We start from the raw sequence: 20,624 nt of genomic DNA on the forward strand, positions 1-20,624 counted from the left end.
GGGAGGGTCAGACCAGGTCGGCCGGACCAGAAACGTCAGACCAGGTCGAACCGGTCCGCGTCCATGACCTTGCTCCACGCGGCGACGAAGTCCTTGACGAACTTCTCCTTCGCGTCGTCGGAGGCGTACACCTCGGCGAGCGCGCGCAGCTCCGAGTTGGAGCCGAAGACCAGGTCGGCACGGCTGCCGGCCCACTTCACCTCGCCGGTGGCGGCGTCGCGGCCCTCGAACGTGGTCTGGTCCTCGGAGGTCGCCTTCCACGTCGTACCCAGGTCGAGCAGGTTGACGAAGAAGTCGTTCGTGAGGACGCCGGGCGTCGTGGTCAGGACGCCGAGCTGCGACTGCTGGTGGTTGGCGCCGAGGACGCGCAGACCGCCGACGAGCACCGTCATCTCGGGGGCGCTCAGGCTGAGCAGGTTCGCCTTGTCGAGCAGCAGGTACTCGGCCGGCAGGCGGTTGCCCTTGCCGAGGTAGTTGCGGAAGCCGTCCGCGGTCGGCTCCAGCGCCTCGAAGGACTCGGCGTCGGTGTGCTCCTCGGTCGCGTCGACCCGGCCCGGGGTGAAGGGCACCTCGATCTCGAAGCCGGCCTCCTTGGCGGCCTTCTCCACGCCGGCGGCACCGCCGAGGACGATGAGGTCGGCCAGGGAGACCTTCTTGGCACCGGAGGAGGCGTTGAACTCCTGCTGGACGTTCTCCAGGGTGCGCAGCACCTGGGCCAGCTGGTCGGGGTCGTTGACCTCCCAGCCGCGCTGCGGGGCGAGGCGGATGCGGGCGCCGTTGGCACCGCCGCGCTTGTCGCTGGCGCGGAAGGTGGACGCGGACGCCCACGCGGTGGTGACCAGCTGGGACACCGACAGACCCGACTCCAGCAGCTTGGTCTTCAGGGTGGCGACGTCCGCCCCGTCGATCAGCTCGCCCTCACGCTCCGGCAGCGGGTCCTGCCACAGCAGGGTCTCCTGCGGGACCTCCGGGCCGAGGTACAGCGCCTTCGGGCCCATGTCACGGTGGGTGAGCTTGTACCAGGCGCGGGCGAAGGCGTCCGCGAACTCGGCCGGGTTCTCGTAGAACCGGCGGGAGATCGGCTCGTAGATCGGGTCGAAGCGCAGGGACAGGTCGGTGGTGAGCATCCTCGGGCGGTGCTTCTTCGCCGAGTCGTGCGCGTCCGGGATGATCTCCGGGGCGTTCTTGGCCACCCACTGGTTGGCGCCGGCCGGGCTCTGCTCCAGCTCGTACTCGTACTCGAAGAGGTTCTTGAAGAACCCGTTGCTCCACTGGGTCGGCGTGGCGGTCCAGGTGACCTCCAGGCCGGACGTGATGGCGTCCCCGCCCTTGCCGGTGCCGTAGGTGCTCCGCCAGCCCAGGCCCTGCTCCTCCATCGAGGCGGCCTCGGGGTCGGCGCCGACGTGGTCCGCCGGGCCGGCGCCGTGGGTCTTGCCGAAGGTGTGGCCACCGGCGATGAGGGCGACGGTCTCCTCGTCGTTCATCGCCATGCGGCGGAACGTCTCACGGATGTCGCGGGCCGCGGCGATCGGGTCCGGGTTGCCGTTCGGGCCCTCCGGGTTGACGTAGATCAGGCCCATCTGGACGGCGCCGAGCGGGTTCTCCAGCTCGCGGTCGCCGCGGTAGCGCTTGTCGTCCAGCCAGGTGGTCTCGGGACCCCAGTAGACGTCCTCCTCGGCCTCCCAGACGTCCTCGCGGCCGCCGCCGAAGCCGAAGGTCTGGAAGCCCATCTGCTCCAGGGCGACGTTGCCGGTAAGGATCAGGAGGTCGGCCCAGGAGATGCTCTGGCCGTACTTCTTCTTCACCGGCCACAGCAGACGGCGGGCCTTGTCGAGGTTGCCGTTGTCGGGCCAGCTGTTGAGCGGCGCGAAGCGCTGCTGGCCGGCACCGGCGCCGCCGCGGCCGTCGCTGATGCGGTAGGTGCCGGCGCTGTGCCAGGCCATACGGACCATCAGGGGGCCGTAGTTGCCGAAGTCGGCGGGCCACCAGTCCTGCGACGTGGTGAGCACCTCGGCGATGTCCCGCTTCACGGCCGCGAGGTCCAGGGCCTTGAAGGCCGCCGCGTAGTCGAATTCCTCACCGAGGGGATTGGCCACGGCCGGGTTCTTGGCGAGGATCTTCAGGTTGAGCCGCTCCGGCCACCACTGGCGGTTGCCGCCACCCTGGGTCGGGTGCAGGGCCCGGTCGTGCGCGACGGGGCAACCGCCGCTGCCCTCCTCCGACTTCGCGTCTGTGACGATCGCGTCGTGGTTCTCAGTCATGGCAATCCTTCCGAACTGTGCGGAACTCGGTGCTCAGGAACTGCGGCCGGTGGAACAGCCGGGGCACACGCCCCAGTACACGACCTCGGCCTCGTCGATGGCGAAGCCGCGGTCGTCGGCGGCGGTCAGGCAGGGCGCGTCGCCGACGGCGCAGTCGACGTCGGCGACGGTGCCGCAGGACCGGCAGACGATGTGGTGGTGGTTGTCGCCCACGCGCCCCTCGAACCGGGCCGGGTGACCGGCCGGTTCGATACGGCGCACGAGGCCCGCGGCGGTGAGCGCGTGCAGGGCCTCGTAGACGGCTTGCAGGGAGATGTGGCCCACGCGATCGCGGACTCCGGCGGCGATCGCCTCGACGCCGAGGTGGTCGCCGTCCCGGACGGTCTCCAGCAACGCGACGCGGGCCGCCGTCACGCGCAGGCCGGCACCGCGGAGCTCCTCGGCGGTGGTCGGACTCGGGGAGGCGGTCATGACGGCGAACCTATCGCCATAAACACGAGTCGTTCAAGAAAACGAACGATGCAATTCAAGCCGTGTGCGGGGCCCATGGGCCGGCGGATGGCTTGCGGGCCGTCGTCCGGGGCGGTATGCGTCGCCTCATGCGTGACGCGAGTGGTCCCGGTAGTGGCGGGCCAGGGCGTGGAAGGCCTGCCTCGGTTCCCGGTGCCAGGCGGAGTCCGGGTCGTCCGGGTGGTCCCTGACGGTCCTGGTGGCGGCGTGGCTCGCCATGTCGAGGTCGCGCCGCGGGCCGTCCACGCGGTGCGGGGCGTCGGGCGTCACGAACTCGAAGGCCATCGCCGCGTAGACGAGCAGGAGCTGCGCGCCCGGCAGGAGGAGGCCTAGGCATCCGGACGGGCGGTCGAGGAGGCCGGCACCCGGATGGGCGAGGCGGAGGAACGGGTCCGCGAGCTGCGGGAGCGGCTGCGGCAGGCCGAGGAGGAGCAGCGCCGGGCGCGGGCCGGCGAGCAGGAGGCGCGGGAACGGGCAGGACAGGCCGGCCGGGCCGTCCGCGAGGCCCGGCGCCGGGCCGGCACCGCCGCCGCACGGGCGGACCGTCCGGTTCCGAACGACAGGCCCTGGCCCCGCGGCCACCACGGCGGGCGCTCGAAAACCGTTGGAGCGGCGCCGTCGCGCCCCACTGCCGTGCTGCCGGACCGAGTCGTCTGAGCGAAGGCGTGCCGTTGTACACCGTGTGAGACCTCCCGAGCGCTGCTTCCTGCTGCGGACTTCTCACTGAGATCGGTGTACTCCCGTGCTCAACACCTGGGTGGACGCGCCCACCTGCCTGCCGCTCGTGCTCCACCGCTGCCGCGCGTGCCCGTCGGAGCGCTTCCGGGCAAGCGGCGAATTCCGCGTCAACGCACATCACAAGGCCATCGACGCCTGGCTCCTCCCGCTCTGCATCTCGTGCGGGGACACCGCGAAGTTCACGGTCCTGGAGCGGATGAAGGTGCGCTCCGTATGACGGCGGCTCTATCCGTGGAGCCAGATCCGCAGCGGGCCGACCGGCTCGAAGCCGTGGCGCAGGGCGGCCTCCAGGCCGGCGCCGTGCTCGTAACCGACCACCGGCAGGTCCGGGAACAGCCGGTGCACCGCCTCCAGTACGCCCAGCCAGGCAGTGTCCGGGCCGCCGTCCGAGGCGAAGACGTTGGAGACGCCGACCACCTGGTCGCTGCGGCTCGCCACCGCTCCGGCGGCCACCCGGCCGCCCGCGTCCCGTCCGGCGAGCACGAACGTGGCCGCATCGCCGAGCAGTTCGGACCGGAAGAGGTCCGCGTCGCCGTCGCCGTCGTCCCAGGCCAGTGCCCAGGCGTGCAGGTCGTCCGGCGCGTCGGCCACCCCCCACGCGAGGCCGGAGGCAGTGGCGGCCGCGCTCGTCGCACGATGGATCCACTGTGCCTCGAAGAGGACCTGGAAGCCGGCCGCGGTCAGGTCGAGGTCGGCGAAGCTGTCCTTGACGGAGGCACCCGGCGCGGTGGTGTCGATGCGGGCCGCCAACGCGGCCGGGTCGGCGCCCGGCGCCAGCGTCACCGCGTCGGGGTAGTACGGGGGCGTGCGGGCCGGAGCGGCCCATGCCTCCTCTCCGAACTCGCCCGCCAGGCCGTGCGATCGGCTCATCGCCGCGCACCACTCGGCGTTGTTGCGGGCGGCGGCCCGGACCATGGACTGCTCAGACGTCGTCACGAGCGGATCATGGCCCGTTCCGGACGGTGTGTCGAACGGTTTCCCGGTGCGGTGGGAGCAGGTGGTCGGGCCGGACGGCGGCTTCGGAGCGGCACCGAGGTTTCCTGGCGGGAACGACGGGCGCGGCCGGGGGAAGACGACCACGCAGGCGATTCCCGGTGCATGAACTACCGGGAACGCGGCCGAACGAGCCCGCCCGGCCGGTGCCTTCGAGCGCGCCGGACCTGCTCACCCATGCGGGCGCACCCCGCCCCGCCGTCCGCGGCATCCGGGGGCCGGCCGTTCGGCAGCAGTGTGATCTTTGCCATGTGGCGTGATGGATCGGCGTTGAACGGGCAACGTTCCCCTTCATGCCCCACGCGAACCCCCAGCAGCAGGTGATGTGATGACCACGGCGACGACCCGGGCGCCCCGGACGCCATCCGCCCGGACCGGCGCGGCCACCGCCGGGCCCCCCGCGCCGACCGCTCCGCCCTCCCTGCCGTCGCTCACCGGGCTGCGCTGGATGGCGGCGCTGCTGGTGTTCGGCCTGCACGTGAACAACTTCGGCTACTTCGGCGGCACCGGTGGCCGCCTCGTGAACTGGGCCTTCGGCGCCGGCGCCACCGGAGTGTCGTTCTTCTTCGTGCTGTCCGGATTCGTACTGACCTGGTCGGCCCGGCCCCGCGACCGCGCGCTCGCCTTCTGGCGGCGGCGCATCGCCCGGATCTACCCGGTGCACCTGGCCACCCTCGTCGTGGCGCTCGTCATGGCGTGCACGCTGTCCCACCAGCCCCGGCCGACGGTGAAGCAGGCGCTGGCGAACGTGCTGCTGCTGCACTCCTGGTGGCAGCCGTGGTGGCAGACCCTCGACCCCGTGAGCTGGTCCCTGGCCTGCGAGGCGTTCTTCTACGCGGCCTTCCCGCTGCTGTTCCTGCTGCTGCGCCGGCTCGGGGTGCGCGGCGCGATGGCGCTGGGCGGGCTGTCCGTGGCGGCGGTCCTGGTGCTGGCCTGGTCGGACGCCCACCACTGGTGGGACCACCCGATCTACTCGTTCCCCGCAGCGCGGCTGCCCGAGTTCGTGCTCGGCGCGGTCACCGCGCGGCTGGTGCTGCTCGACCGCTGGCGCGGACCCGGTCTGGAGGCCTCGCTCGCCCTGGCCGTCATCGGCTACTTCCTGGTGCCGCAGATCACGCCCGGCTACTCCTCGCTCGTGTGCACCCTCACCGGTTTCACCCTGCTCATCCCCGCGGCGGCGGCCGCCGACCTGCACGGGCTGCCGTCCCTGTGGCGCCGCCCGCGGATGGTGCGGCTCGGGGAGCTGTCGTTCGCCTTTTACATGATCCATCTGCTGGTGCTGCGCGCCACGGCGGAGGTGCTGGGCAAGAAACCGCATTTCGGCGCCCCGGCAGGGCTGATGGTCACCGCGGCCGTGTTCGGTGTCTCGCTCGGCCTGTCCTGGCTGCTGTACGAGGCGGTGGAGTGCCCGGCACGGCGCCTGCTGCTGCGCCGCCGCAGGCCGGCCCCGGTGCCGGCCGGCCGGGAGGCCCCGGCACCGGCGCACGACTGACGCCGGCACCGGCACGACGGGCACGGCGCTCCGCGCTCCGTGCGCCGCCCCGGCCGACGCCCGCCGCCCCCCCCTTCGCCACCCCGCGCCATGGTCCGTCCGGCCGCACGCGCGGGTGACGTCCGCAACAGCCGGGAGAGTCCCGCGTCATTCGGGGTAGGCGGCACCCGACACCGGCCCGGCGGCGCCCGCCGACGGGCCGGCACCAGTCGAACGCACGGAAGGAGCCGAGTCGGCGTGCGCGGGAAGCGGAGCGGCGGGGTCGTACGGCTCGCGCTCCCGCATGCCGTGCGCCTCGGCCGCCGCGGGCTGCCGGCGCCGGGTGCGGGACCGCCCCGGGCGGGCAGGCCGCGGCCCGGGCATCCGCTGTCGGCACCAGCCGCCCGGTGTTCCGGGCAAAGCGCCTGTGACCTGGGGAAAGTTCGCGTGAACGCGGGACCGGGAGCGGGTTTGGCCGTGCCGGACACAGAGAGCTACGGTGGGCGGTCGGCAATGATCGGCGTCGGGAGCCGGCGGACCGGCGGACCTGGCCGTGCGAGAGGAGAGGATGAGCGTGCCCGAGCAGGACGCGGTCGAATCGGCACCACAGGTGGTGAGTTCCTTCCTGGAACAGCGCAAGGAGCAGATCGCCCAGCGCTGGGCCGACGCCCCCCTGTTCCGGTCGGTCTTCACCGTCTCGCGTGACGAGGCGGTCGAGGCGTGCAAGGCCGTGGTGGAGGCGCTGTCCGAGGTGGCCGTCAGCGGTCGGCTGGAGGACATCGGGGCGTCCGGTTTCGCGCCGGTGCGTGACCAGCTGGGGCGGATGACGCAGACCCGGGCCCGGGCGGGATCGACCCCGGCGCAGATCGCCGACGAGGTGGGCGGGCTGCGCGACTCGGCGGTCGAGCTGCTGCGCGAGGAGTTCACCGACCCCGCGGCCCCGCAGGCCCAGGAGTCCGTGCTGGCGCTGACCCTGCTGCTGTGCACGCTGCGCCTGGTGGTGATGGAGACGGCGCTGGACGCGAACGCCGAGCTGATCGAACGGCAGCGGCAGCAGCTGCTCGAAGTGGCCACCCCGGTGATCAAGCTGTGGGAGGGCACGGTCGCCGTACCGCTGATCGGGACGCTGGACAGCGCGCGCAGCCAGGTCGTGATGGAGTCGCTGCTGGAGGCCATCGTCGACCAGCGGGCCCGGTACGCCATCCTGGACATCACCGGGGTGCCGACGGTCGACTCGCTCGTCGCCCAGCACCTGATGAAGACGGTGGCCGCGGCCCGCCTGATGGGTGCCGAGTGCATCGTCTCCGGGATCCGCCCGGCCATCGCGCAGACCATCGTGCAGCTCGGCATCGACCTGGGCACCGTGCTCACCCGTGCCTCGCTGTCCGACGCGCTGGCCTACGCGCTGGGCAAGCAGGGCATCGAGGTGTCCCGTTCGGACGCGGGTGCGAGCGCCCGGTGAACCAGCCCACTCCCGGTCAGTCCGCCCAGGTCCCCGTCCTCGCCCTGGGCGACGTCCTGCTGGTCTCCTTGCAGGGCGAGCTGCACGACGGCATGGCCGAACAGCTGCAGCACGACATCTCCAGCCGTATCGCCACCAGCCGGGTGACCGGCGTGGTGCTCGACATCTCGGGCGTGGACGTCGTCGACTCCTTCCTCGGCCGGGTGCTCGCGGAGATCGCCTCCACGGCCAGCCTGCTGGCGGCCCGTACGGTGCTGGCCGGGATGCGGCCCGCCGTGGCGATCACCCTGGTCGAACTGGGACTGACCCTGCCCGGTCTGGTCACCGCCCTGGACGTCGACCGTGCCATGGAACTGCTCACCCAGAGGGGGAGCTGATGCAGCTGTCCGGCCAGGCGACCGCGACGCGCCTGCCCATCGGCTCGGACGCGGATCTGGCCTGGGTCCGGCAGCAGGTGCGGCAATGCGCGGCGCAACTCGGTTTCGGTCTGGTGCAGCAGACCAAGCTGGTCACGGCGGCCAGCGAGCTGGCCCGCAACACGCTGGTGCACGGCGGCGGCGGGCGGGCGGAGATCACCCCGCTGGACAACGGCCGTACCCGGGGCCTGCGCATGAGTTTCATCGACGACGGTCCGGGCATCCGCGACCTGGAGCTGGCCATGACCGACGGATACACCTCCGGCGGCGGCCTCGGACTCGGGCTGAGCGGAGCAAAACGGCTGGTGCACGAGTTCAGCGTCGACACCGAGCCCGGCCGGGGCACGACCGTCACGGCCGTCGCCTGGGTCGCCCAGGTTCCCTCGTCCCGTCCGGGGGTGGGATGAGCCGGGTGTGGGAGGTCCCGGTGCACGACTCCACCCGGGTCCGGGACGCCCGGATCGCGGCCCGTGAGGCGTGCGAACAGGCGGGCCTGGCCCCCGTGCGCACGGCGGACGCGGAGCTGGTCGCCACCGAGCTGGCCACCAATCTGCTCAAGCACGCCGGCGGGGGCCTCATGGTGGTGAACCTCGTGGAGCCGCCGACCGGTGAGGCGGGCACCTCGGTGCAGGTGTACTCGCTCGACCACGGGCCGGGCATCGCCGACGTCGGCGCGGCGCAGCGCGACGGCTGGTCCAGCGCCACCGGCTCGCTCGGCGCGGGCCTGGGCAGCTGCCTGCGCAGCGCCAACTCCTTCCATCTGCACAGCGTGCCGGGCCGCGGCACGGTGGCCGCGGCACGGATAGACCCCGAACCCGACCGGCGCGGGGCCTTCGCGGCGCCGGTGCCCGCGGGCGGCATCACGGTCGCGCTCGCGCAGGCCGAGCAGTCCGGCGACGCCTGGGGCTGGGCACGCTCGGGCGGCCTGCTGACGCTGCTGCTCGCGGACGGCCTCGGGCACGGCGCGAAGGCCGCGCACGCTTCCGACGCCGCCGTGGCCGAGCTGCGCAGCGCCCCGTACCTGCCGCCGGGGGAGCTGCTGCGCCGCCTGCACACGGTGCTGCGGCGCACCCGGGGCGCCGCGGTGGCGGTGGCCCAGGTGGACGAGGAACGGGCGGAACTCAGTTTCGCCGGGGTCGGCAACGCCGGCGCCCGGCTGCGCACCGCGGACTCCTGGACGTCCCTCGTCTCCCACCCGGGGATCGTCGGGGCATACTTCCCGTCGAACGTTCCGGTGCGCCGGATGCCGTGGCGCCGGGACAGTCTCCTCGTGCTGCACAGCGACGGACTGCCCAGCCGCTGGCATCCTCCGGAGGATCCCCTGCTGCTCGCCCACGACCCGTCGGTGGTGGCCGCGGCGATCCTGCGGGACGCCGGCAGCCCCGCCCGCCCCGTACGCGACGACACCAGCGTGGCCGTACTGGCCCCCGACCGCCGGACCAGCGCCCATGACAGCCGCCTCTGAGAACTGGACCATCGCCACCGCCGCCGACGCGGCCCGCGCCCGTGCCCTGCTGGCCCGGCTCCTCGCGGACGCCGGGGTGTCCGCGTTCGACCGGGTCCGCTTCCTCGCCGCGCTCGGGGCCCGGCTGCGCGCCGGCCTCGCCGCGGACGGCACGGACCTGACCGTGACCGCCGGCGCGGGCGGCGAGCTGCGGGTCGCCCTGGGCGGGCCCGAGCCCTGGCAGCACACCGTCGTCTGTCCCTCGCCGGTGGCCGCTCCGCCGTCCGGCCTGGACGACGCCCCGCTCGCCGAGGCGCTGCTGGACGCCGACGCGGACGCGGACGCCCTGCTGGCGCGCCTGACGGAGACGGAGGAGCTGCTCGGGTTCCACCGGGAGGAGCTGCACCAGACCAACCAGGGGGTGCTGGCGCTGCACGCCGAACTGGAGGCGGCGGCGCGGGCACAGCGTGAACTCCTCGACGCGGAGCGGGCTGCGCGCGCGGAGGCGGAGAACGCGCGCCGCCTGTTGACGTTCCTGGCCAACGCCAGTGCCGTCCTGAACGCCTCCCTGGAGCACGAGGACATCCTGCGCCGGCTGCCCGAGCTGCTGGTCCCGGAGTACGCGCGGCACGTCGACATCTGGTTCATGGACGACGAGCGGACCGCGCCGGGCGAGCGGGCGGCGGCCACGGTGACGGCGGCCCGCACCGGCCGCCCGCAGCACGCGGGCCCGCACCCCGCCGAACTGCCGGGCGTGGACGACCTGCCGGCCTCGGCGCTGTACCCGGACCGGCCGCTGCTGTGCCTGCCGCTGGGCGCGCGTACCGTGCAGGGCGTGCTCACGCTGGCCGCGCCCGGTGACCGGTTCGACCCGGACACCACCGTGATGCTGCTGGAGCTGGCCCGGCGGGCGGGCATCGCCCTGGACAACGCCCGCCGGTACGAGCAGCACCGGGACGTCGCCAAGGCCCTGCAGCGGGCGCAGCTCACCGATCTGCCCGCCACCCGGGGTCTCGACCTGGCCGCCCGCTATCTGCCGGCGACGCACGGTCTGAACATCGGCGGCGACTGGTACGACGCGTTTCCGCAGCCGGACGGCAGTGTGCTGGCGGTGATAGGGGACGTCACCGGGCACGGGCTGCGCGCGGCGGTCATCATGGGCCAGTTGCGCACCGCGCTGCGCGCCTACGCCGTCGAGGGCAACGGCCCGGCGCAGATCCTCACCCTGCTGCACCGGATGCTCCGCCACCAGCAGCCGGAGCTGTACGCGACCTGTGCGATCGCCCGGTTCACGCCCGGCGAGCCCGGGGTGGTGTGGGCCGCGGCCGGGCATCCGCCGGCCGTCACGCGCGGTCCCCGGGGCGAGGTGCGGGTGCTGGACGCCAAGCCGGGGATCATGCTCGGGGTTCCGGTGCCGTTCACGTACGAGGAGCACACCCTGGAGCTGCCGGCGGGGTCGACGCTCGCGCTGTACACGGACGGTCTGGTGGAGCGCCGGGCCGCCGGGATCGACGCGGGCATCGACCGGCTGGCCCAGGCGATGGGGGCGCTCGGCGGGGCGGATCTGGTGGATCTGGACGCGGCGGCCGACGCGGTGCTCAAGCCGATGCTGCACGACTCCGAACACGACGACGACATCTGTCTGTTGCTGTGCCGCACCACGCAGGAGTGAGCGGGCGGTGACGCCGGCCCCGTGACGGGGCCGGCGCCGCGCCGTGCGGGCGGTGTCCCGCCCCGGCACTCCTGGTCGCCTTGGCACTCCTGGCCCGCCCTGGCCTCCTGGTCAGGCGGCGGACGGGAACCTTTCCCAGACCCGGTGGGTGGCCAGCAGCCGGGTCAGCTGCTGGAACACCGTGGTGGCGCTGTCGCCGTCGACCACGCCGGGCGCGTCGAGCGGGATGCCGACCGCCTCCAGCGCGACCTCCCCGCCCTTGGCGGCGCCGATGGCCTTCCCGTGCCGGTACGCCTCCGCCAGCAGCAGACCCACCCGGGGGTCGGGCGTGGCCTCCCGGAGGCTGGGCTGGCCCGCCTTGGCGTCCCGGGCGCCGAAGGCGTCGGTCCCCACTCCCGGGGTGCCGGCGACCAGCAGCGCGTCGAACTCCACGGAGCGCGCGGTGGCGTAGGTCCGCTGGACGGTCAGGGCGTCCGCGCCGTCGCCCAGGGTGCCGCCCGCCGGTGCGATGATCAGCGGGACCATGCCGCTGTCCAGGATCTCCTGGCGTACGGTCCGTACGCCGTCGAGGTCGCCGTCGGGCCCGGTGACGATGCCGATGATCCGGCCGTCGGCGGGCCAGCTCTGCCCGACCTGGGAGAGGGCGGGGCTGGGCTCGACGTCGGCCAGGGCGACCGTGGGTTCGGGTGCGGGCAGGCCGAGTCCGTCGGCGACGCCCGCGCACAGCTCCGGGTCGATGTTGGCGAGGACCTGCAATGCCCTTTCGCGGATGGCCTGTTCGTAGCACTTGCCGAGTTCGAAGGTGTAGGCGTGGATGATGTGTTCGCGCTCCACCGGGCTCATGCTGAGCCAGAACCGGCGCGGCTGGCTGAAGTGGTCGTCGAACGACTCGGGCGCCTCGCGGACCTTGGTCGCCTCGGGGACGCGCACCGGCGTCTCCACGAACGCGCTCATGTCGGCGCCGGCGGTGAAGGGGCAGCCGCCGTCCAGGGAGTTGGGCCGGTAGGGTGCCACGCCGCGGTGCACGGCCGTCTGGTGGAAGCCGTCGCGCAGCATGTCGTTGACGGGAGTGTGCGGCCGGTTGATCGGGATCTGCGAGAAGTTGGGTCCGCCGAGCCGGGTGATCTGGGTGTCGAGGTAGGAGAAGAGCCGTCCGGCCAGCAGCGGGTCGTCGGTGACGTCGATACCGGGGACGAGGTGGCCGACGTGGAAGGCGACCTGCTCGCTCTCGGCGAAGAAGTTCGACGGGTTGCGGTTCAGGGTGAGCAGCCCGATGGGCTGCACGGGGGCCAGTTCCTCGGGGACGATGTTGGTCGGGTCCAGCAGGTCGATGCCCTCGAAGGTCTGGTCGGGGGTGTCGGGGAAGGTCTGGATGCCGAACTCCCACTCGGGGTAGGCGCCCGCCTCGATGGCGTCGTAGAGGTCGCGGCGGTGGAAGTCGGGGTCGACACCGTTGATGATCTGCGCCTCCTCCCACACCAGGGAGTGCACGCCCAGCTTCGGCTTCCAGTGGAACTTCACCAGCGTGCTCTCGCCGGCCTCGTTGACCAGGCGGAAGGTGTGGACGCCGAAGCCCTCCATGGTGCGGTAGGAGCGCGGGATGCCCCGGTCGGACATGTTCCACAGGGTGTGGTGGGTGGCCTCGGTGTGCAGGGTGACGAAGTCCCAGAAGGTGTCGTGGGCGCTCTGCGCCTGCGGGATCTCGCGGTCCGGGTGCGGCTTGCCGGCGTGGATGACGTCGGGGAACTTGATGGCGTCCTGGATGAAGAAGACCGGGATGTTGTTGCCGACCAGGTCGAAGACGCCCTCGCTGGTGTAGAACTTCGTCGCGAAGCCCCGGGTGTCGCGGACGGTGTCGGCGGAGCCGCGGGAGCCGAGCACGGTGGAGAAGCGCACGAACACCGGTGTCTCGACGTCCTCGGCGAGAAAGGCCGCCTTCGTCACGTTCGCGGCCGTGCCGTAGCTGCGGAAGACGCCGTGCGCTCCGGCGCCGCGGGCGTGGACCACGCGCTCGGGGATGCGCTCGTGGTCGAAGTGCATGATCTTCTCCCGCAGGTGGTGGTCCTGCAGGAGCACGGGGCCGCGGGGGCCCGCCTTGAGGGAGTGGTCCGTGTCGGGGAGCCGGGTGCCCTGGGCGGTGGTCAGGTAGCTGCCGCTCTGTGCCATCCGTGCCTGGTCGGCGCCGGTGGGCTGCCCGGTGGGCGAGACGGTGGCCGGGCCGGTCTGGTCGGGCTTGGGGGGAAGCGGCTCACGCGGTTCGGTGGGCTCGGCGACCGAGGGCGACTGGGGTCCCGGCTTGCCGGGGATGCCGTCCTCGGGGCCGGTGGCACCGTGCAGGGCGTCCGCCACCTTGTCCGCCGCTCGCTTCAGGGGGTTCGTCTCGCTCATCAGTACCTAATCCTTCACTGGGTCACGCGGCGGGTCCGGCAGGGACGGACGGGATGTGTCCGGTGCGCGGTGGCCACGCCGGGTATGCGACCGACACCATGGGCATAGCGGGTGAATCTATGAGGAAAGGGTCGACAGCGACCCTGGTACCGAGGTCCCCGGACCGGGGCGTCCGAAACCGGGAACCACAGGTGATTTCCGGTCAGGGTGAAGTCGGGCCGCCTCCCGCCGAGTCGACGGGAGAGCAGGGCCGCCGGACGCACCGGTCATGGATCCGGGGACCAACGGCAGGGCCGAATGCGCCCCTGCCGAGGGCGTGTTCGTCAGCAGGGCCGTCTTCTTGACCCGGGGCAGGCGGAACAACCGTCCGCCCGCACCCGCCACCCTAGGTGCTGCCGGCGGCCGGCGCAGTCCGGGAGCGGCCGGTCGCGTGGGGCCGGGCCGGCCGGTCACGGCCGGGCCGTCACCCGTACGGTCTCCAGGGCGGGGTCCGCCGCGCCCGCGATGAGGAAGCCGTGGGCGACACCGCTGCGCAGGTAGTCGAGGACCTCCGCGGTGATCACCTCGCCGGGCGCGACGACCGGCACGCCCGGCGGGTAGGGGCAGATCATTTCGGCGGCGACCCGGCCCACGGCCCGCTCGGCGGGCACCTGTTCGGCCGGTCCGAAGAAGGCGTCGCGGGGCAGGACGGCCTGTTCGAGTTCGAGGACGTGGGGCTCGGGCAGGTGCACGGCGGGCTGCCGCTCGATGGTGTCCGCCCGCTCGACCAGTGTGCGCACGGACTCCAGCAGCAGCTTCTCGGTCTCCTCGTCGTCGGCGTGGGTGATGGAGGCGCTGATCCGGCAGGTGTCGGAGCCGCCGGTGTCGATGTGGCAGTTGGCACGCAGCCACTCGGCCGCCTGCATGCCGCTGATGCCGAGGTCGCGTACGTCGACGACGATCTTCAACGGGTCGAACTCGGCGGCCAGGCCCTCGTCGACGATCTCGCCGCCCATCACCCGCAGTCCCGGCAGCTCCCGGAGCCGGGCCCGGATGCGCTCGGCGCGGTGCAGGGCCGCGTCCAGCAGTCCGTGGCCCTGTTCCACCATCTGCCGCCGCCACCCGTCGAGCGTCGCGTAGACCAGCGAGGAGGCGCTGGTGGTGCCGAGCAGGTCCTCACGCTGCTTGAGGACGTCGGGCGAGATCCGGTCGTGCTGGAGGTGGAACACCGAGCTCTGTTCGATCGCGCCGCCCATCTTGTGGACGCTGGTGACGACCAGGTCGGCGTCCGCGTCCATGCCCCAGGCCGGCAGACCGGGGTGGAAGGGCAGGTGGGCGCCCCATGCCTCGTCCACGATGAGCGGTACGTCGCAGGCGTGACAGGCGTCGGCCACGCCCCGGATGTCGGCGCAGGTCCCCCAGTCGGTGGGGGTGATCAGCAGCATGCCCTTGGCGTCCGGGTGCTCGCGCAGCCGGGCGCGGACGTCGTCGGGCTCCGGCGGGTGGGCGAGGTGCCGTTCCGTGTCGAACTTCGGGTGGACCCAGATCGGCTCCACACCGTTGATGATCACCGCGGAGATGACGGCCTTGTGCGCGTTACGGGACAGCAGCAGCTTCTCCCCCGGCCCGGCGACCGCGCACATCGCGGTCTTCACGGACAGGGAACTGCCGCACGTGGAGAAGAAGGCGTGCTCGGCGCCGACCGCGTCGGCCATCAGCTCCTCGGCCTGTTGCAGCACGCCCTGCGACTGACGGCGGTCGTCCAGGCCGTTCAGGGAGAGCACGTCCGAGCGGAAGACGTCCATGCCGACGATCTCGGCGACGCGCGGATCGGCCCCGCGGCCCTGCTTGTGCCCCGGCGGCCCGTACGCCACGTCCCCCCGGCGGCGGAACTCCTCCAGTGCCTCCAGGACGGGTACGCGCGAGTGGTCCATGGGTGTCCTCCTGAGCTGAACGGGGCCGCACCCACCGTGTTGCACCGGCCTGGCGCCCCAAACACTCCGGCTGGTGTCAGGGGCCGTCCGGGTGGAACCCGGGCCGGCACGCTCCACGCCCGCCGGACCGGAGGAGGTCTCGTGTCCCTGTACCAGCGGATCCGGGAGGAGGCCGCACGGCGCGCCGACGCGCTGTGGGCCGTGGCCTCGGCCCTGCACGCGGAGCCGGAGACCGCCTTCGCCGAACACCGGGCGGCGGCGCTGCTGAGCGGCGAGCTGGAGGGCGCCGGCTTCGAGGTCCGGCGCGAGGCCGCGGGCCTGCCGACCGCGTTCACGGCCCGCTCGGGCGAGGGCCGGCCGGTGGTGGCGTTCCCGCTGGAGTACGACGCCCTGCCCGGGCTCGGGCACGCCTGCGGGCACAACCTGATCGCGGCGGCCGGCCTCGGGGCCGCCCTGGTCGTGGACGCCGTACGGGACGGCGCCCCGGGCACGGTCCTGGCGGTGGGGACGCCGGCCGAGGAGGGCGGCGGCGGCAAGGCCCTGGAGGTGGAGGCCGGGGTCTTCGACGGGGTGGACGCCGCCCTGATGTTCCACCCCGGGGTGTACGACTGGGTGCGGGCACCGCTCACCGCGCAGGAGCAGTACCGGGTCGGCTTCCGGGGCCGGGCCGCGCACCCGACGGGCAACCCGACGGAGGGCATCGACGCGCTGGCGGCGCTGATCGAGCTGTTCAACGTGGTGTCGGCGCTCGGCCGGCGGCTGCCGGAGGGATCCCATGTGCAGGGGATCATCACCCACGGCGGTACGGCCACGAACATCGTCCCGGAGTACGCCGAGGGCCGCTTCGGGCTGCGCGCGCTCACCACGGCCGCCCTGGACGAGCTGGCGGCGCAGCTGCGCACGGCGGCCGAGGGCGTCGCGCTGGCGACCGGGACGAGTGTGACGGTGGAACGCGCGAGCGTGCGCTACGAGCACTTCCGGGACAGCACGGTGCTGTCCGAGCGGTTCGCCGGGCACCTGGACCGCGCCGGGATCACGCTCACGCCGCCCGCTCCCGGGGTCTACCTGGGTTCCTCCGACATCGGCAACGTGAGCGGCCGGGTGCCCGCCATCCACCCGTTCGTGGCGATCATGGGCGCGGACGGCTCCGACCACACGCCGGAGTTCGCCGAGGCGGCGGCCTCGGAGCGGGCCCGCGGTGTGCTCCTCGCGGTGGTGGAGGCGCTGGCCTGCACGGCGGCGGACGTCCTGGGGGACGCGGAGCTGCGCGGCCGGGCGTGGGAGGACCTGCGCCGGGCCCCGGCCTGAGCGCGCCCGGCCGCGGCCGGGCTCAGCCCGGCCGGCCGCACGCCACCTCGTGCCCGGCCTTGCGGTGGTCGGCACCGGCCTGGGCGCGCGCGTGCTCCACGGCGGCGGGCAGCGCCCGGCGGATCACCTCGGGGAGCGTGCGCCGCGCCGGCCACTCGACCAGGCAGCGCGCCACCTCCCGCAATTTGACGTTGGTGTGCTGCGACATGTGCTTCAGGGCCTCCCAGCCCTGCTCCCGCCGCAGACCGCCCACGGTGATGACCACGCCGATCGCCTGGTCCACCAGGGCGTGCGAGACCAGCGCCTCACGCAGCTGGTCCACCTCGTCCTGGAGTGCCTTCACCTGGTCCTGGTCCGTCCGCTCGTCGGGTCCGATCATGTCTTTCACCCTGAGCGGCCCGGCCGCCCGCCGCAAGCCGCCATGCGAACAGCAGGGCAAGCCACCGTACAAAAAACGAAAAATGGCTGGTAGGAGGCCCATACACGTGGGTTTCAGGGGCAGCGGAAGGCCATGCAGACACTCACCTTCGACAGCGACGACATGGACGTGACGGAGGATTTCCTCAGCCGTGCCTACGCCCGGATGCGGATCGGCAGCGGCAGCCCCGGTTCCCACCGCGCCCGGATCCGCCGTACCGGCATCGACTCGGTGAGTGTCGACGAGCTCGCGCTGGACTTCGAGATGGACTACTCGGTGACCCCGCTGGGCCGGATCTGTCTGTGCGTCATGCACGACGGGACCGTGCGGGACCACGCCTTCCAGGGCGTCGAGGACGCCTTCGGCCCGGGTGACGTGGTGCTGTTCGCGCCGCCGGACCTGCCGTACACGGGCCGGATCTGCAACGCCCGCTACAACATCACGATGCTGGAACCGGCGCTGCTCACGCAGGTGGCCGGGGACGCGGACGGCTCGCGGCCGGTACGGCTGACCGGGCATCGGCCGCGCTCGGGGGCGTCGGCGCGCAATCTGTACCGCACGATCGCCCATCTGCGGGACACGGTGTTCGCCGATCCGGAGCTGGCGGACCAGCCGCTGATCGCGGCCACGGCGGCCCAGCACCTGGCGGCGAGCGTGCTGGCCGCGTTCCCGAACACGGCGCTGGACGAGCCCGCCGCCGGCGGCGCCGACGCGCACCCGGCGGTGCTGCGCCGTGCGCTCGCCTACATCGACGACCACGCGGACCAGCCGGTGACGGTCGCGGACATCGCCGCCGCGGCCCATGTCACGGTCCGCGCGCTCCAGTACGCCTTCCGCCGCCATCTGGACACCACGCCGCTCGCCCAGCTGCGCCGGGTCCGGCTGGCGCACGCCCATCACGCCCTGGTGGCCGCCGACCCCGGCGCCGGGGCCACGGTCACGGAGATCGCGGCCCGGTGGGGTTTCCACCACCCGGGCCGCTTCGCCTCCCTGTACCGGGACACCTACCGGCGGGCCCCGCACGAGACCCTGACCGGTGGCTGACCGGTGTTCTAGGGGAAGGACGTCACCTTGGACGGGACCGTGTCGGTGCCCGAGGTGGGTGCGCCGGTGCTGTTGACGACGTGCGCGTACTGGCCCTTGCCGCCCAGGGAGATCACCAGCAGGTCGTGCATCCTGATCCCGGGGGTGACGGGCACCTGGAAGCCGTGCGCCTGGACGATCGACGGGTCGGCCGTGTAGTTGCAGTAGCTGCCCAGGCCCCACGCCTCGTGGGTGGTGACGGAGTCGGCGACCTTGTAGGCCGCGTAGCCGGTGATGCCGTCGTGGGTGACGGCGGCGGCGTTCGGGGCGTCATACGCCTTCTCGTTCTGGAAGAAGATCGTCCGGCCGCGTTCGCCGCTCCAGTAGACGTCGTACTTGTTGAAGTGCTCCACGAACAGGCCGGTGGCGAGGACGTCGTCGCCGTTCACGCGCAGGCCGTAGTCGGCGCGGTTGGTGTTCCAGCCGACGCCGTCGCCGTGGTCGGCGCGCCAGAGCCAGGTGTGGTCGATGACGACGTCGTCGCTGTCGATCACCACGGAGTTGGTGGCGAGGCCGGGTCCGGCGCCGCCGACGCGGATGAACACGTCCTGCATGGTGGTGGGGTCGGCGGAGTGGTCGGCGCTCGCTCCCGGCGAGCCGATGCGCAGCAGCGTGTCGGAGTTGACCGGGCCCGCGTCGATCAGGAATCCGGCGAGCCGCACTCCGTCGACGTCGGCGACGTGCATCGCGTCGACGCCGTTGTCCGGGACCAGGGTGGCCAGGCCGAGGCCGAGGACGACGGTGTCCGGGCGGGTGACCTCGATGGTCCGGTCGAGGTGGTAGACACCCGGCGTGAACAGCAGGTTGAGGCCCTGGGCGAGGGCCGCGTTGATGGTGGCGGCCGTGGCGCCGGGCTTGACGACGTAGAACTGGTCGAGCGGGAGGGACGTGCCCGCGTTCGCGGGCCAGGAGACGCCCCGGGCGTTGGTGCGCTTGGCCGGGACGAACACCTTGTAGGCGGAGCCGTCCAGGTACAGGAAGGGCTTCTCGCGGGAGACCGGGGTGGTGTCCAGGGTGGTGTACGGGCCGCTGTCGAAGTTGGTGGCGGGGGCGCCCTGGACACCGGAGAACGTCATGTTCCACACGCCGTTGGTCCAGCCGCCGACCGAGCTGTCCCGGGTGTACCACTGCTGCTGGGAGTAGGGGCCCACCGTACCGTCGATCTTCGAGTCCGCGATGTAGCCGCCGGAGGCCCAGCCGTAGCCGTTGGGGGCCAGGTTGAGGCCGCCCTGGACGTGCATCCGGCGGAACGGCGCGGCCTGGGCGACGGCCCAGCGGTCGGTGCCGTTGACCGGCTTGAGGGAGAGGTTCTCCGCCGAACGCCAGAAGTTCTGGGTGGCGTTGCCGTTGAACCAGCCGGCGTCGACCGTGACGTCACCGTTGATCCGGGTGTCGTCGGGGTTCAGGCCGAGGCCGGAGATCGAGGTGTAGAAGCCGAGCTGGGCGTTGATGCCGTCGTAGGTGCCGGGCTTGAGCAGGAACTGGTAGCGGCCGGTGCCGAACTGGGCCGACTCCTGCTTGGCGAAGACGTCGTCGAACTTCTGCTGGAGACCCGGGGTGGAGGGGTCGACGACGATGACGTTCGGGCCGAGGTCGCCGCCGCCCTGCACGGGCGGGACGCCGGTGCTGCCGGTGTGCACGGCGAGCTCCCACAGGGAGTAGCCGTAGCCGGTGCCGCGGGCGGTGCCGTACAGGCGCACGTACCGTCCGGAGCCGCTGACGTCGTAGGACGCCGTGCCGCCGGTCGCCCCGGTGACGCTCTTGAGGGTGTTCCAGCTCTGCCCGTCGGAGGAGGCCTCGATCCGGAAGTCCTTGCCGTAGGCGGCTTCCCAGTTCAGGTCGACCTTGCACAGGTCCTTGACGGAACCGAGGTCGACCTGGAGCCACTGCGGGTCGGCGGCCTGGCTGGACCAGCGGGTCGCGGTGTTGCCGTCGACGGCGGCGGAGGCGGGCGTGCCGGCGTTCTCGGTGGAGGAGGCCGTGGCGGGCCTGCCCTGGGCGGCGTCGGCGGTGCCGCAGCCCGCCTGGCCGCCGCCGGTGCTGCCGAACACCTGGAACTCCCAGAGGGAGTAGCCCCATTGGGTGGCCCGGTGGACGCCGAGCATCCGTACGTAGCGGCCCTGGCCGGAGACGTCGAGCGTGTCGACGCCGCCGTCGGAGCCGGTGACGGACTTCAGGTCGGTCCAGGTGGTGCCGTCCGCGGATATCTGGACCTTGTAGTCCTTGCCGTAGGCGGCCTCCCAGGCGAGGACCACGCGGTTGACGGTGGCGGTGGTCCCGAGGTCGACGCGCACCCACTGGTCGTCGCCCGCGGCCGAGGACCAGCGGGTCCCGGTGTCGCCGTCCACGGCGAGGGCGGCGCTGGTGCCGTTGTTCTCCACGGACGACGCGGTGGCCGTCTTCCCCTGGGACAGGGGGGTTTCGGCCGCGGTGGCCGACGGGTGTGCGGTGGGCAGGGCGATCAGCGCTGCCGTGGCGGCCAGCGCGACACCCAGGGATCTCAGTCTCATTCGGCGGCTCCAGACGAGGGCGGGGTCGGCGAACCTG

Annotated in this window: 17 protein-coding genes and 1 pseudogene; 10 read left to right on the forward strand and 8 right to left on the reverse strand. The window is 72.8% G+C overall.

Annotated features, from left to right (window positions below; translation table 11 throughout):
- Positions 1–35: 35 nt before the first annotated feature.
- The 3 genes from katG to IG05_RS45850 form a co-directional block, all read right to left on the reverse strand.
- Positions 36–2,261 carry a catalase/peroxidase HPI gene (gene katG, locus IG05_RS0130660; protein ID WP_030347290.1) on the reverse strand — a complete coding sequence of 742 codons (2,226 nt, stop codon included), beginning with the start codon at positions 2,259–2,261 and terminating at the stop codon, positions 36–38.
- 33 nt (positions 2,262–2,294) lie between these two features.
- Positions 2,295–2,732 (reverse strand): Fur family transcriptional regulator, encoded by a 438-nt coding sequence (locus IG05_RS0130665; protein WP_030347291.1) that lies wholly within the window; start codon positions 2,730–2,732, stop codon positions 2,295–2,297.
- 126 nt (positions 2,733–2,858) lie between these two features.
- Positions 2,859–3,056 (reverse strand): hypothetical protein, encoded by a 198-nt coding sequence (locus tag IG05_RS45850; RefSeq protein WP_199808410.1) that lies wholly within the window; start codon positions 3,054–3,056, stop codon positions 2,859–2,861.
- An 84-nt stretch (positions 3,057–3,140) separates the two neighbouring features.
- On the opposite strand from IG05_RS45850, the gene IG05_RS48530 reads away from it, so the two are divergent.
- Both IG05_RS48530 and IG05_RS0130675 read left to right on the forward strand, forming a co-directional pair.
- On the forward strand, positions 3,141–3,428 hold the full coding sequence (locus tag IG05_RS48530) for a hypothetical protein (protein ID WP_199808411.1): 288 nt from the start codon (positions 3,141–3,143) through the stop codon (positions 3,426–3,428).
- Positions 3,429–3,513: 85 nt separating this feature from the next.
- A pseudogene (locus IG05_RS0130675) lies at positions 3,514–3,723 on the forward strand (DUF1062 domain-containing protein); the annotation flags it as partial.
- Between the two features lie 11 nt (positions 3,724–3,734).
- Here IG05_RS0130675 and IG05_RS0130680 read toward each other — a convergent pair.
- Positions 3,735–4,445, reverse strand: coding sequence for a hypothetical protein (locus IG05_RS0130680; RefSeq protein ID WP_030347294.1), 711 nt, complete (start codon positions 4,443–4,445; stop codon positions 3,735–3,737).
- 385 nt (positions 4,446–4,830) lie between these two features.
- Here IG05_RS0130680 and IG05_RS0130685 point away from each other — a divergent pair, with 385 nt between their 5' ends.
- From IG05_RS0130685 to IG05_RS0130710, 6 genes are all read left to right on the forward strand, one after another.
- Positions 4,831–5,994: an acyltransferase family protein gene (locus tag IG05_RS0130685; protein WP_030347295.1), complete on the forward strand. Its 1,164-nt coding sequence runs from the start codon at positions 4,831–4,833 to the stop codon at positions 5,992–5,994.
- Positions 5,995–6,541: 547 nt separating this feature from the next.
- Positions 6,542–7,435, forward strand: a complete 894-nt coding sequence (locus IG05_RS0130690; RefSeq protein WP_030347296.1) for an STAS domain-containing protein — start codon at positions 6,542–6,544, stop codon at positions 7,433–7,435.
- The gene (locus tag IG05_RS0130695) at positions 7,432–7,812 is read left to right on the forward strand and encodes an STAS domain-containing protein (protein ID WP_030347297.1); all 381 of its coding nucleotides are present in this window, start codon (positions 7,432–7,434) and stop codon (positions 7,810–7,812) included. Before IG05_RS0130690 ends, IG05_RS0130695 begins: the two co-directional genes overlap by 4 nt.
- Positions 7,812–8,258: an anti-sigma regulatory factor gene (locus IG05_RS0130700; protein ID WP_030347298.1), complete on the forward strand. Its 447-nt coding sequence runs from the start codon at positions 7,812–7,814 to the stop codon at positions 8,256–8,258. Before IG05_RS0130695 ends, IG05_RS0130700 begins: the two co-directional genes overlap by 1 nt.
- The gene (locus tag IG05_RS0130705) at positions 8,255–9,316 is read left to right on the forward strand and encodes an ATP-binding SpoIIE family protein phosphatase (RefSeq protein WP_199808412.1); all 1,062 of its coding nucleotides are present in this window, start codon (positions 8,255–8,257) and stop codon (positions 9,314–9,316) included. The genes IG05_RS0130700 and IG05_RS0130705 overlap by 4 nt, the downstream gene beginning before the upstream one ends.
- The gene (locus IG05_RS0130710) at positions 9,300–10,967 is read left to right on the forward strand and encodes a PP2C family protein-serine/threonine phosphatase (RefSeq protein WP_030347300.1); all 1,668 of its coding nucleotides are present in this window, start codon (positions 9,300–9,302) and stop codon (positions 10,965–10,967) included. The genes IG05_RS0130705 and IG05_RS0130710 overlap by 17 nt, the downstream gene beginning before the upstream one ends.
- A 111-nt stretch (positions 10,968–11,078) precedes the next feature.
- Here the strand turns inward: IG05_RS0130710 and IG05_RS0130715 are convergent, their stop codons facing one another.
- Both IG05_RS0130715 and IG05_RS0130720 read right to left on the reverse strand, forming a co-directional pair.
- Positions 11,079–13,355: a catalase gene (locus IG05_RS0130715; RefSeq protein ID WP_030347301.1), complete on the reverse strand. Its 2,277-nt coding sequence runs from the start codon at positions 13,353–13,355 to the stop codon at positions 11,079–11,081.
- Positions 13,356–13,804: 449 nt separating this feature from the next.
- The gene (locus IG05_RS0130720) at positions 13,805–15,268 is read right to left on the reverse strand and encodes an aminotransferase class I/II-fold pyridoxal phosphate-dependent enzyme (RefSeq protein ID WP_030347302.1); all 1,464 of its coding nucleotides are present in this window, start codon (positions 15,266–15,268) and stop codon (positions 13,805–13,807) included.
- A gap of 141 nt (positions 15,269–15,409) precedes the next feature.
- Here IG05_RS0130720 and IG05_RS0130725 point away from each other — a divergent pair, with 141 nt between their 5' ends.
- Positions 15,410–16,576 carry an amidohydrolase gene (locus IG05_RS0130725; protein WP_030347303.1) on the forward strand — a complete coding sequence of 389 codons (1,167 nt, stop codon included), beginning with the start codon at positions 15,410–15,412 and terminating at the stop codon, positions 16,574–16,576.
- A 22-nt stretch (positions 16,577–16,598) separates the two neighbouring features.
- Here IG05_RS0130725 and IG05_RS0130730 read toward each other — a convergent pair whose 3' ends face one another.
- Complete coding sequence (locus IG05_RS0130730) at positions 16,599–16,955, reverse strand: ANTAR domain-containing protein (protein ID WP_030347304.1); 357 nt, start codon at positions 16,953–16,955, stop codon at positions 16,599–16,601.
- Between the two features lie 132 nt (positions 16,956–17,087).
- Here IG05_RS0130730 and IG05_RS0130735 point away from each other — a divergent pair, with 132 nt between their 5' ends.
- The gene (locus tag IG05_RS0130735; protein WP_030347305.1) at positions 17,088–18,038 is read left to right on the forward strand and encodes a helix-turn-helix transcriptional regulator; all 951 of its coding nucleotides are present in this window, start codon (positions 17,088–17,090) and stop codon (positions 18,036–18,038) included.
- Between the two features lie 8 nt (positions 18,039–18,046).
- Here IG05_RS0130735 and IG05_RS0130740 read toward each other — a convergent pair whose 3' ends face one another.
- Positions 18,047–20,587 carry a discoidin domain-containing protein gene (locus tag IG05_RS0130740; protein ID WP_030347306.1) on the reverse strand — a complete coding sequence of 847 codons (2,541 nt, stop codon included), beginning with the start codon at positions 20,585–20,587 and terminating at the stop codon, positions 18,047–18,049.
- Between the last annotated feature and the right edge of the window lie 37 nt (positions 20,588–20,624).

Source organism: Streptomyces sp. NRRL S-1022 (assembly GCF_000720135.1).
Taxonomy (GTDB): Bacteria; Actinomycetota; Actinomycetes; order Streptomycetales; family Streptomycetaceae; genus Streptomyces.